This is a genomic window from Snodgrassella sp. B3837 (assembly GCF_026535955.1).
Lineage (GTDB): Bacteria > Pseudomonadota > Gammaproteobacteria > Burkholderiales > Neisseriaceae > Snodgrassella > Snodgrassella alvi_E.
In genome coordinates, this window is record NZ_JAFNPI010000015.1 from 25070 (window position 1) to 37505 (window position 12436).

The window sequence follows — 12436 nt, forward strand, 5'->3', positions numbered from 1 at the left end:
TACGTAAGTTAGAAATATTTAATTCATAAGATAATGATCAAATCTTATGTTTAAGTTTTAAATGTGATTGATTTCTCTAATTTTATTCACAATGCTAATGAAATTTATTGAAGATATTTTTAACTATCTACTGTATTTAAATTTATTGAGTATTGCGATTGAATTTATCTGCTTCTATTCTGGCCGCTCTACCTCCGTTGCCACAGTTTCACGCTGATTGGTCAGTGTATATGCTGCTTTGTGATAATGGTGCGTATTACTGTGGAATCTCAAACCGGCCTTTGCTGCGCTGGCTGGCGCATTGTTCGGGGAAAGGGGCAAAGTATACGCGTATGCATACTCCAGTGCAGATGCGGCTGGTGTGCGTGGGTATAAATAAAGCCGCGGCAGCCAGATGTGAATTTCGGCTTAAGCGGCTAAAGGTGGCAGAAAAAAGTGTATTGTGGCAGTTGTTGCCCGATTTTCAGACACGAATTTAATTTCTGTGCAATTAATTCGTTGCTGATATCTTATAGCAATGCGTCAAATCCCGGATCGGATGAGGCCGGAATTTTGTTAACTGGAATATTTTTTTCCGGAGCTGGATGTACTTTTTCTGGTACTGTGTGGGTGGGATTTAACGGGGTTATGTCTTGTTTGGATGTATCATCCATATCCTCATCCACTTCTACGTTGCTGCTTTCTGGAGCAATTTCCTGTTTAGGTTGTGAGTTTATAGTGTTGATGTGTTTTAGTTCAACCAGCTCACCCTTACCACTAGTCCACTGTAACGAGCTGAGCGCACCGCTGACTTTAGTTTTGCCGGCAGTACATGTGAGACAGATTAATGTGTTGGCCGGTTTAATCAAGGCAGAAGCTAGACGCTTTTGGTCTACCTGTTGCTGATGCTGATTTGCCCAAGAACTAATACTCTGATTAAGTAGTTTTTTGTTTAGATTGCGTTTGTTATAGGGGTCTCGGTAAACCGCAATCCAAATATCGTTCTGTTCGTCGATGTTTACTGAAACTTGCTGATAGATTACCGCTGCATCTGCACCGCTTTGAACAGTTGCAGCAAAATCCAATGCGTTGGGGCTTTGCAGCCGAACACAGCCATGACTTCGTACGCCGGGTACACTGCTGGGTACATTTGTACCATGAATGCCTAGACCGAGTCTGGGTTCACCAAGACGGACAAATACCGGACCAAGCGGATTTTTGGGGCCGGGCGGCACTGATTTCTGTACCGCTTTTCCACTGGCCGCCATTTCTTTTTGAATACTACGTGGTACGCTCCAAGTGGGATTGGCCACTTTAGCACCAATTTTGTATTCACCTAGCGGTGTTTGTGTGCTCGCTTTACCGACAGTTATGGGATAGGTTTTGATTAACTTGCCATCTTGAAACAAAAACAGCCGTAGCTGCGGAATATTCAGTATGACCTGCTGCCCCTTACTAGGTACGGCATAATCTGGCATGGGGATGGCAGCATATGCACTAGCAGATATGATGGAAGTGGTGAGTGCATAAAGTATAGGTTTCAACATTATTCTGAAAATCCGGTATGGCAATATGAATATAATCATAACGTAATTTGTCTGTGATGTGAGAAAATATACACAATTAAGATTATTTGCGGTCTTTTTCTGGCTTGAGGGTTCAGTTTGGAACAACAGTTGACAGCACATATTATTGACTGGAATCAGGAAGGGCGCGGTGTTGCCCGTGTAAACGGTAAGGCTGTATTTATTGAAGATGCTTTACCGGGTGAGGTGGTGCAGTGGCAGTCGGTACGGGAAAAAAAGTCCTACACTGAGGGCAAAATTGGCAAACTGCTGCGCGCTGCTAATGCACGTATACAGCCACCTTGTGTGTACTATGGACGGTGCGGTGGCTGTAACAGCCAGCATATTGAGTTTACAACTCAGGTAGCTCTGAAACAACGTGCGTGGATGAATCAGATGCGGCGTTTAGGAAAGGTGCAACCAGACGAGCTGATGGCACCAATATATGGACTGCCATGGCGTTATCGTGAACGGGTACGTTTGCGCGCTGTGTATCAGGCTGGGCGTCTGAAACTGGGCTTTCAGGCCAGACACAGCCATAATATTGTAGATATTGATGAATGTATGGTGTTGTCGGAAGTGTTGTCAGAAGCATTAAAGCCGATTAAAACATTATTGCAAAGCTGGCCGGAGGGTAGTGTGTCCGGTGTGATGCTGCATCAGGGCAATGAGGTAAATGCTCTTACATTGCAGGCTTCTGCCATAAACCATAATCAGCGCAAACAAATTGATTCTTTGTTGCTGCAATTGCAGCAACAAACCGGAAAGCTATGGCAATGGTGGTTACAAACAGGCCGAACCACGGCGTTGCAGACCGCTAAGCACATGTACAAACTAAGCTATCATCTCCCTCAATTTCAGACAGTGATTCCTTACCAGCCAGAAGATTTCACGCAGGTTAATCAGCTGACTAATGCTTTAATGGTTCAGCGTGCCATACAATCGCTACAACCGCAAGCCGGGGAAAGAATTATAGATTGGTTCTGCGGATTGGGTAATTTCAGTCTACCGATTGCTCGGATGCAGGCTGAAGTAGTGGGTGTGGAAGGGATGGCTGCCATGTGCAGACGTGCCAGTGCCAATGCCCAATATAATGGCCTAAAACATTTAGCCCATTTTCAGCAGGCTGATCTCTTTGCAATGAATGGGCAACGTTTACGTAAATTTGGATATGCGCATAAATGGCTGCTCGACCCGCCGCGGGCAGGTGCTCAAGCTTTGATATTGGCTTTAAATGAGCTTGAAGAACGGTTTCTGCCTAAGCGGATTGTGTATGTGTCCTGTGATCCGGCTACGCTGGCACGTGATGCTGGTTTACTGGTTAAACGTGGTTACCAGTACCGTGCCGGCGGAATTATGAATTTATTTGCACAAACAGCACATCTTGAATCTATGGCAGTTTTTGACAGATGAATGTAGCTTAAGCTTTGGATAGAAATTAGTGAAAGGAATTGTGATTAAGAACAGACCTGAATATGTTTAATTGTTTCTTTAAAAGAAAAAATATATTTACTCTGCGGGATTTGTCCGTAGGTATATTCAGGCTACTATTAATTTGTTAGCCAAATGGACAAAGGAAATAAATGATGAGCCGATTTACCCGTATTTTGATGGCCACATTGCTGGGTATAAGTGTCCCAGCAATGGCTGCAACTTATAAACTTGATCCCTTGCATACCAACGCACGATTCACTTTAGATCATTTTGCCACTTCCAGCAATGTAGGGGGATTTTATAATCTAGAGGGTGAGTTGCAATATGATGCGAAAGCTAAAACCGGTGCAGTAGATATTACTCTTCCACTGGCTAAGCTGGATACGGGCCGCAGTGAATTTACTCAACATCTGCAAAGTAAAGCTTTTTTTAATGCGGCACAATATCCGTCACTGCGATTTGTTTCGCAGAACTGGATTTTCGATAAAAATGGAAAAGTAAGGGCTTTGCGCGGCCAATTAACAATGGTAGGGCAAACACACCCTGTAGTTTTGCGTGCTACTAAATTCAATTGTTATAAAAGCCCGATGACACAATCTCAAGTTTGTGGCGGTGATTTTGAAGCTGTTATTGATCGTACTCAATGGGGAATTAATGAGTATGTGCAGGTTATGCCGGCAAGTCGTTATGTTAAGCTGAATATTCAAGTAGAAGCGGCGAAACAATAATCTTCTATTATCCTAGCTACGGATTACCTTGTTTGAGTTTGGGTAATCCGTTTCTCTATATATTGGTTTAGGTTAAAGCGGTATTTTTATTTTTGCCAGAATTAAGATTGTTATTTGATTATTTGTCTTATTGTTTTTATACTGAGTTTGTTTTAAGTGTAAGCATAGCAAGCCGGCATAATGTAATTACAAGATATTTTTTTGAGAAACAGTGTATTAAATCTATGCTTATTTGATTTTAGTAACAAACCAGTACCAAATGCAATCAGTTTTGTGGTTAAGAGGAGTGTGAAAGTTTTATGTGGTGTATCAAAAAATTAGATGAACTTTCGTCACAAGATTTTTATCGCATTGCTCGATTGCGTATTGACACTTTTGTGGTAGAGCAGCAGCGGATATATCAAGAGCTGGATGACTGGGATGTGTTGGCCAAACATGTTTACTATAAGCGAGACGGGCAAATTCTGGCTTATGCCAGAATGTATTTAGCTGGTGTGCATTTTACATTCAGTCGCTTTGTCACCCGCTCGGATTTTCGTGGTACCGGCTTAGGAGACCAGCTGATTAAACTGATCCTGCATTATGCACAGAGTCACTATTCGGATTATCCGATTAAAATTGAGTCGAGCCGTCAGGTTCTTAAATTTTATCAACAACATGGTTTTAAAATTCAAGGTGCGCCGTATATTACGGATGGTATTCCTTTTGTAGATATGCTATATCAGCCAGAATGATTTTCTAGTAAGTTTTCTCGCGTTTTAGGTGAGCTGAATATAAAAAACCGGTACTAAAGTACCGGTTTTTTATATTCAGGCTATTAATTGTTTAGATTAATGCCATTGTTTTTCAGAATTTGATTGATTTGTTGGGATACTTTTTCCTGTTTGGCCTGATTGCGAAGCTGCTCTTTAATCTGGTCAAATGCGGGAGCATCAGGTGCCTGACGCGTACCAGCTAGTTTCAACAGGATGTAATGTCCGTCAATCGTGATCACATTAGGTGAAATCTGACCACTTTTCAGTTGTGAGGCCAGTTGGGCAAATTCAGGAGGCAGTTGCTGTGGGTTCATCCAATTGCTTTGTGGTGCTTCTGGGTTTACCTGTTTAAGCAAAGTTTCGTAAGCCAGTCCTTTTTTCAGTTTGCTTAAACCTTCTTCAGCTGCTTGTTCGCTTGGAAAAACAATGGGCAGTAAGTTGATTTCCTGACTAACCTGTTGATATTGCCGGCGCAAATCACTGTCGCTTACTTCAATGCTGGCAGCCAGATGGTCTACATACTGGGCTGCATAGAATTGAGCCTGCATGTTCTGCCAAGCGGCCTGTGTGTCTGGTTGTTTATCCAAACCGGCCTTAAGGGCTTCTGCTTTCAATATATCGGCCGTTTGCAGGCGCAACGTGATTTCTTTCTGAATCTCTGCTTTATTCGGCGCTGGAGCACCCGGCTGTGCCTGCATCTGACGCTCATACTGTTTTAGCATGACATTAATGCGCTGTGAATCAATTTTGGGTGCATCGGCAAAAGCGAGCCCAGCGGCCATGATACTGAAGCCGGCCAGCCAGGTAATGCTTTTTTTCATATCGTAAATTCCTTGTTATCTGATCCGTTTATTAAAGTCGGAAAAAATAATTATTTGATATTTGCATTCTTGTACAGCTGGTCAATAGCCTGAGCCAGAGTGGCACTTTGCAGACGGCGTGACAGGATTGGTTCCATTTCTTTCTGGGTTGGCAGTTTTAGGTTGCGTTTGTCGTTTACGTAGAATACAGCGTAAATGTTGCCGTTACCCTGTACCGGAGCAGGAGTGTACTGACCTTTTTTCAAATCTTTAATGGCGTTATAAACGGGTGTGGCACTCTCTTGAAGGTCTTTCATGGCAACATAGCCTTTTGGAATACCTCCGTTTTCACGGCCGGCCGGATCAATTGTGAACTCTTTGGCTACGGTCGCAAAGCTTTTTTTCTCTTTTAGTTTAGCTATGGCTTTATTGGCCGTGTCTGCATCACGTGTGATAATTTCACCTAACTGAACTTCCTGAGTGCCGCTGTAATATTTCACCATGTCGTTATAGGCATTGCGCACATCTTCAGGTTTTACAGGGTTATTTTTGGCAACGCTGGCCAGATAAGCCTGAGTCAGCAGATTATCTTTAAAGAAAGCCCATTCTTCTTTGAAACCAGGCTTTTTATCATCGCCCAGACGTTTAGCTTCTGCTTCTGCCTGATTCAATGCATTCAAATATTCTGGATCTTTATCAAGATTCTGCTTTTTGGCGGCCTGAATCAGTAAGGTACGAGTCACCAGACGGCCAGTGATGCTCTTGCGTAATTCGGGTGTATCCTGAATCTGGTTCTGGCTTTCCTGAACCAATACGGCTACCTGATTATCGACCTCTTTACTGTCGATTTTGGTTCCGTTTACGGTCGCAACCGTCTGGGCAGTAGCAATACCGGTTAGTCCCAGTAAAATGGCAGCAGCAATTAATTGTTTTTTCATGGTTAACTCTCTCATTTAAGTGGATAGAAATAGATTATTGCTTGGTTAAATATTCGCTGTTTGTACATGCCATGATGCTGAGGGCATGGATGGTATTAGCCTTGAATAAATCTTTCAGTAGCTGATGAACTTTCCGCTGACGAGCCAGACGCGATAAACCGTTGAATGCATCGCTGACCACCAGCAAACGATAATGTCCCCCGCCATGATGACCTTTATGCCCTGCATGCAGATGGCTGTCGTCAATCAGTTCGAGTTGTACCGGATTCAGTGATTGCAGGCGCATACGGATGGCTGTTTGGATGTCAGTCATCAGGCAAAACTTTTTTAAAAGGCCGAATCAGTATTTCTTCATAGACGCCTGCATCCACATAAGGATCTTGTTCCGCCCATGCCTGTGCTTCATCTAAAGATTCAAAATCGGCAATGACCAGACTGCCAGAAAAATGGCTGTCATCATCTGGCAGAGGATTAGGACCGGCCAAAACCAAACGGTTTTGTGCTTGTAGCTCTTGCAATCGAGCCAGATGTCTGGGTCTGGCCTTGATACGTGCTTCATGACTATTGTCGGCATCAGTGGCCATCAGCATAAACAGCATTACAACTCATCCTTTTTAATGTATCGGCTAATATATACCGTCTGTCCGATGGTAAACAGAACTAAAATGGTGGTACTGCCAAAAAGTTTGAAATTAACCCATTGTGCTTCGGTAAAGCAATAAGCAACCCACAAGTTGAGTGTACCCAGTGCCAGTAGAAATATTACCCAAGCATACGTAAGTTTACGCCATGCCGGAGCTGGCAGGCTAATTTCTTTGCCAATTGTGCTTTTTAGCACGTTTTTTCCGCATAGATGTGAAATCAACAGGCCTATAGCCATTACCCAAAAAAGGATTGTTGGTTTCCACATTATGAAGTGCGGGTTTTTTAATATTATGGTTGCACCACCCAGTATTACAACCAAAAGCAGGCTTATCCACTGCATGGTTTGCAGACGCCGGTATTTAGTTAAACACCATGCGGCCTGAATCAAGCCGGCTGCGATAGCCACTTCGGTGGCCAGAATAATATTTTTGGTTAAGGCATAGGTAGCAAAGAAGAGAATAACTACCAGAAATTCGAATACTGCTTTCATTATTCAGGACTGTATATCTTTTTTCAGGTTTGTTGTTGTAGGGTATGAAATAATCTCCATGATACCCTGAGTTTTTACACTTGGCACCTGTTAAAGCAAGGTATTAAACAAAATTTAACCATTGTTGTATATTGGTTTAGTGTTTTTTGGATGATGTTTCGTCTGAAAATATCCACAGTTATGCATGTTATAAGAGCAAAATAGGTCAAGGTGATTTGGCATTAAATGGTCGCAAAAGCTATTATAGCGTGAGATAATATAAAAACAGGTTTAGTGAACGTTAAACACCAGTTGCATTTTAAGTACTTGCAGAAATTTTCAAATGAATAGGCACGAGCCTGATGGCAATGGTGCATTACCGGTGAGGGTACGGGATTGAAGAACGCATATAATTTAAAAATCATCGCACTGTCTTTATGTTTTTCGGCCAGTGCACCTGCATGGGCAGGAATTGGCAGCCTGCAGGTTAACTCTGCTTTGGGAGAGCCATTTTCAGGTAGCGTGGTTGTAACTGGTGATGAAGCCAGAGCCGCTTTAAAGGGTCGGCCGACAATTTCAGGCGCACCGCTACAGGTGCGGGTGACACCGCAAGGGCAGAATGCAGTGATTCATTTGCGATCTAGTAAGCCAATTAGTGATCCGATGATGTCTTTTAGCCTCGTCTCAGGTAGTCAGGGTAGGCAATATACAGCATTACTTGATCCGCCGGAAAATGGGCATGGCTCCTCTGCTTCTGCTCGAAATGGCAGTAAACATCATAAGCAGGCACACTCTGTCAGAAATAAATCTGCTGCACGGGCTACTGCAGCTTTGCAAAACAGGCTTGCTTCAGACAATGCGGTGGTGAAATATAATGTAGACAATAATGAAACACTGATGGATGTTGCACGTAAGGTACGGCCGCAGAATATGACAGTAGAGCAGACAATGCATGCTCTGCTTGTGGCCAATCCACAGGCATTTCGTAATGGTAATCCGGATTTGATGTATCGGAATATCAGTCTGAATATTCCTTCTACTACCCAGCTGTATAAATTATCTAAAGTAAAAATTAAAACGGTTCAACAGCCGGTGACTGCACAGAGTAAATCACCTGTATCTGTTGCGCCAGATGCTAAGGCTGCTGAAAATACTGCAGCCGCTACTCCAACCAAATCTGATTTATCTGCAAACAAAATTCAGAAGGCTGCTGCTTCAGAACCTATAGCTCCAACTAAGCCAGAAGTAGCTAAAACGCAAGATGCAGGTAAAACTGAAGCCGTTGCTGCCTCCGCATCTGCGCCAGCCGCTTCTGCTGCTTCTGTAGTGAAAGCGAAACCAGTGCAGCCTAAGGTCAATCCAACTCCAGCACCTGTACAGCCTGTAGAACCTACACCAGAAGAATCGTTGTTGCCATCCTGGTGGCCTTATGCTTTGGTTGGTCTCGCTGGTGTGCTGCTGATTGCCGCATTTATATGGCAGAGACGTAAAAAACGCGATGCTGAGGAAGCTGAGGAATATTATTCATCTGATGATGAAGACGATGATGATGTGGTATTCAATGATGAACCACCGAAACTTCAACAGTCAGAACCGGCATCGCCAGCTGCAACTAATCAGGCATCTACTGCAGTGGCAGCCTCATCAGCGTCAGCCGATGCAGATGATTGGTCGTGGCTAAATGATGAGTCTTCTGACAGCTCCGAGAAAGCTGACGCGCCGGCTGACAATGTTTCCGAATCTGCCGTTACTACTCAGCTTCCCGAATCAAAACCGGAGGCTGCTGCAAACAAGCCTGAAGAAGATGATATTGACTGGCTGAATTTTAATTTCACCGATGATACGCCAGCTGCTCCTGCAGATACAACAGCCCCATCAGTAGCAGAGATGGATAATGGCGACGATTTATCTTGGCTGGATCAAATTGATGAAACTGAACAGCCGGAAGTGCTGACTTCTAAAGAATCTCCTGTAACTGAGCCGGAAAAAGAAGAAGCAGACAGCGCGGATTTTGAATGGGTGGTGGCTGATGATGCTAGTAAAGATGAGCATGAATCGGCTGCGCATTCTGATGTAGTGATGGCTGAGCAAACAGCCACAGATACTGATGATTTGCCATCATTAGATATGAATTTCAGCCCAGAGGAGGAGCCTGCTGTTGTTGAGCCGGAATCTAAACCGGCGGCAGCTGAAGTGGATACACTTAATGCTCTGGCTGATTTGCAATGGGACGAGGACTTTAAGTTTGATGAAGAGTCCAAAAACGAATCTGCTGCTGTGGCAGAGGATACATCCTCTACAATTGATCAGGCTTTGTCATCTCAGGATCAACATGCGTTTGTTGCTGAAGATGAAGCGATTTCAAATGATATTGATTGGGATGCATTAAGTATTAGTGATGAGCATGAGGATTCACAAGCTGCTCCATCTACTTCAGCACAACCGACTGATGCTGATGTGGTGGATGTTTCGTCCATGGACTTTACACTGGATGATAATCAGGCAGAATCCACAGCTACTGAAAGTAGCGCTGCCCCTTCTCCAGCTCCAATTTCTTCTTTTGCAACTGGCAACGGTGCACAGGATTGGCTGGAACAGTCGGCCGAAGAGGAAGAAGAAACTGATAAGCCATTGACACCTGAACAGCAGGCGATTCCGTTACAGGCCAAGCTGGAGCTGGCTAAGATGTATCTGGAGATGGATGATGCGGTGACTGCACGCCAGACTTTACGAGAATTGGTCGATGAAGCTAATGGCGCAGTTTTGGCGGAAGCTCAGAATCTGTTACAACAGCTAGGTGGCTAATCTGTACAGAGCATGCTAAATGCAGTTCATATTTGGTAAAGACTGAATCCTGTATCAGGATTCAGTCTTTTTATTTCGAGTACGTATCTAGATTTGATTTATATGACGATATTTTGGAAGCAGTAAAAATGCTGTATTTAGATAGATTATATGCGGCTGGTGTTGAAAAATGTATTTGCAAAATCTTTGGTATGTTATCCAACTGCTATTGTCTTTAAACAGCTTTTTGCTAAGTCTGGTAGCAAAAACGGAAACTATCATCAATCAGCATCTGTCTAATGATTTGGATGAGTGTGCCGGCCGCTAAATTGTTTGTCTTACCTGTTTATTTGGTAAGCAACTCGTTATAAATATGAACGCAAATGATGGCTATGCGATAATAATGCCATATAACAGTGTGTATTAGTGTGGATTTGGAAAAGTAATGGTAGGTATTGTGGTAAAGCGTCCAGAAAATATGCAGGATGATATTGGCTATAAGCAGCGCTGGGCATTAACAATTGCTTATGATGGTACGGCTTTCCATGGCTGGCAGAAACAGCCAGACGGACTATATACCATTCAGTCGGTGTTGGAAAAAGCAATAAGCTCTGTAGCGGCGGAAGAAATAGAGGTGGTGGTGGCAGGGCGCACTGATGCTGGTGTGCATGCTACCGGTCAGATTTTACACTTCGACACGCATGCCAGACGAAGTGCGGAGGCATGGCTGCGTGGAAGCAATACGGCAATGGATAAAAATATCCGGATTCTTAAAGCTCAGATGGTTGCTGCTGAATTTCATGCACGGTTTGATGCTTGCGGACGGCGTTACCGTTATATGCTTGAATCCAGTCGTGTCCGTATGCCGCAACTGCGTGGACGCGTCGGCTGGACTCATTATCCTCTCAATATGGAATTGATGCGTGAAGCAGCTGCATTGCTGGTTGGTGAACACGATTTTTCCAGCTTTCGCTCCAGTGACTGTCAGGCTAAATCACCAGTAAAAACTTTGTATGCACTGAGACTCAGTGGTAGTCCTGAATTGATGGCGATAGATTTCCATGGCAGTGCATTTGTCCATAATATGGTGCGTAATATTGTAGGTGCGCTGGTGTATGTGGGAGCGGGTAAGCTAAGTGTGTCTGGATTTGCACAATTGCTGGCGGCAAAAAGCCGGCAACTGGCTCCGCCAACATTTATGCCGGACGGGCTGTACCTTACCGGTGTTGATTATCCCGCTCAATGGGATGTGGATACGCAGCCATTGCCGCTATGGCTGTGGCCGGATCTTGATTAATTTAGGTGAGCACTAGCTGGCAGTTAAAAAAGGTGAAATATGAATATTCGTACGAAGATTTGTGGCATGACGCGGGTTGAAGATGCACAGTTTGCTGCACAATTAGGGGTAGATGCCATTGGGTTGATATTTTTTGCTGGCAGTAAGCGCTGTGTCACAATTGCGCAGGCTCAGACGATTGTGCGTGCAATAGCACCTTTTGTTACGGTGGTTGGGCTGTTTGTGAATGCACGGGCTGCTGAGATAGAGGATGTACTGGCGAAGGTGCCGCTGGATGTGCTTCAGTTTCATGGTGATGAAAATGCGGAATTCTGTCGCCAATTCCAGCGTCCATATATTAAGGCTGTACGGGTACAAAACAGGGCTGATATTGAAACGGCTGCTGCTGTGCATACGGATGCACGTGCTTTATTGTTTGATGCTGCGGTCAGTGGACAATATGGCGGTACTGGGCAGAGTTTTGATTGGCAAATTTTGCCGTCCATGCTGGCACGGCCATGGGTGCTTTCCGGTGGTTTGAAACCGGAAAATATTGTCTCTGCAATCAGACAAAGTAATGCGCTGGCTATTGATGTGTGCAGTGGTGTGGAGCAGTTACCTGGTATCAAGGATAAGCAAAAGATGCAGGATCTGATGTCTGCAATTAGTACTTTTTCTACTTGGAGTGTTGATTCTAGGTGCTAATAATACCTTTGTTTGTACGGTATGATAATATTCTTTTTATAAAACAATTAGTTATTTAAATAAATTTTGCGAACGTGGAATTTTTATTTTGGGCTTTAAAGATTTCCAAATCTGTGCTGATTTTGACTTTTACGCGGAAAAGTATTAAGGAGTTTTGGTTAAATTAGCTTATATAGATGATGCTTTAAAGCTAAATTTTTCTATTGTACTAAAGTAAAACGATATTTACCTGTCTTTCTGAGTATTGTGTTTTATTTCAGATTTTGATGGAAAATTTCAATGTAATAAGCTCGTTGTTATGTGTGAATGGTAGGGTACAAGATTTTCAAAGTGGTTCTGATGTCTAGATACGAAAAGT

At 43.6% G+C, this 12436-nt stretch carries 13 protein-coding genes; 7 read left to right on the forward strand and 6 right to left on the reverse strand.

Annotation, left to right across the window (positions count from 1 at the left end):
* Positions 1-230: 230 nt before the first annotated feature.
* Complete coding sequence (locus J3U67_RS05205) at positions 231-479, forward strand: GIY-YIG nuclease family protein (protein ID WP_267404391.1); 249 nt, start codon at positions 231-233, stop codon at positions 477-479.
* Between the two features lie 30 nt (positions 480-509).
* On the opposite strand, the gene J3U67_RS05210 is transcribed toward J3U67_RS05205, so the two are convergent.
* Positions 510-1526, reverse strand: coding sequence for a L,D-transpeptidase (locus tag J3U67_RS05210; protein WP_267404115.1), 1017 nt, complete (start codon positions 1524-1526; stop codon positions 510-512).
* A gap of 129 nt (positions 1527-1655) precedes the next feature.
* On the opposite strand from J3U67_RS05210, the gene rlmD reads away from it, so the two are divergent.
* The 3 genes from rlmD to J3U67_RS05225 all read left to right on the forward strand — a co-directional run bounded on the left by rlmD (position 1656) and on the right by J3U67_RS05225 (position 4440).
* Positions 1656-2957 carry a 23S rRNA (uracil(1939)-C(5))-methyltransferase RlmD gene (rlmD, locus tag J3U67_RS05215; protein WP_267404117.1) on the forward strand — a complete coding sequence of 434 codons (1302 nt, stop codon included), beginning with the start codon at positions 1656-1658 and terminating at the stop codon, positions 2955-2957.
* Positions 2958-3130: 173 nt separating this feature from the next.
* Positions 3131-3706 (forward strand): YceI family protein, encoded by a 576-nt coding sequence (locus J3U67_RS05220; protein WP_267404392.1) that lies wholly within the window; start codon positions 3131-3133, stop codon positions 3704-3706.
* A gap of 299 nt (positions 3707-4005) precedes the next feature.
* Entirely contained in the window at positions 4006-4440 is a 435-nt protein-coding gene (locus J3U67_RS05225) for a GNAT family N-acetyltransferase (protein ID WP_267392123.1), read from the forward strand.
* An 83-nt stretch (positions 4441-4523) separates the two neighbouring features.
* On the opposite strand, the gene J3U67_RS05230 is transcribed toward J3U67_RS05225, so the two are convergent.
* The 5 genes from J3U67_RS05230 to J3U67_RS05250 are packed head-to-tail and all read right to left on the reverse strand — an operon-like array spanning position 4524 to position 7334.
* Positions 4524-5282, reverse strand: coding sequence for a peptidylprolyl isomerase (locus J3U67_RS05230; protein WP_267404119.1), 759 nt, complete (start codon positions 5280-5282; stop codon positions 4524-4526).
* Between the two features lie 50 nt (positions 5283-5332).
* Positions 5333-6199 (reverse strand): SurA N-terminal domain-containing protein, encoded by an 867-nt coding sequence (locus J3U67_RS05235; RefSeq protein WP_267404121.1) that lies wholly within the window; start codon positions 6197-6199, stop codon positions 5333-5335.
* Between the two features lie 34 nt (positions 6200-6233).
* Positions 6234-6512, reverse strand: coding sequence for a BolA family protein (locus J3U67_RS05240; RefSeq protein WP_100157332.1), 279 nt, complete (start codon positions 6510-6512; stop codon positions 6234-6236).
* Positions 6505-6798 (reverse strand): YciI family protein, encoded by a 294-nt coding sequence (locus J3U67_RS05245; RefSeq protein ID WP_267404123.1) that lies wholly within the window; start codon positions 6796-6798, stop codon positions 6505-6507. The genes J3U67_RS05240 and J3U67_RS05245 overlap by 8 nt, the downstream gene beginning before the upstream one ends.
* Positions 6798-7334, reverse strand: a complete 537-nt coding sequence (locus J3U67_RS05250; RefSeq protein WP_267404125.1) for a septation protein A — start codon at positions 7332-7334, stop codon at positions 6798-6800. Before J3U67_RS05250 ends, J3U67_RS05245 begins: the two co-directional genes overlap by 1 nt.
* A 375-nt stretch (positions 7335-7709) precedes the next feature.
* Here J3U67_RS05250 and J3U67_RS05255 point away from each other — a divergent pair, with 375 nt between their 5' ends.
* The 3 genes from J3U67_RS05255 (at position 7710) to J3U67_RS05265 (ending at position 12078) form a co-directional block, all read left to right on the forward strand.
* Positions 7710-10118 carry a FimV/HubP family polar landmark protein gene (locus J3U67_RS05255; protein ID WP_267404127.1) on the forward strand — a complete coding sequence of 803 codons (2409 nt, stop codon included), beginning with the start codon at positions 7710-7712 and terminating at the stop codon, positions 10116-10118.
* 424 nt (positions 10119-10542) lie between these two features.
* The gene (gene truA, locus J3U67_RS05260; RefSeq protein WP_267404129.1) at positions 10543-11394 is read left to right on the forward strand and encodes a tRNA pseudouridine(38-40) synthase TruA; all 852 of its coding nucleotides are present in this window, start codon (positions 10543-10545) and stop codon (positions 11392-11394) included.
* 39 nt (positions 11395-11433) lie between these two features.
* Entirely contained in the window at positions 11434-12078 is a 645-nt protein-coding gene (locus J3U67_RS05265; RefSeq protein ID WP_267404131.1) for a phosphoribosylanthranilate isomerase, read from the forward strand.
* The last annotated feature ends 358 nt before the right edge of the window (positions 12079-12436 follow it).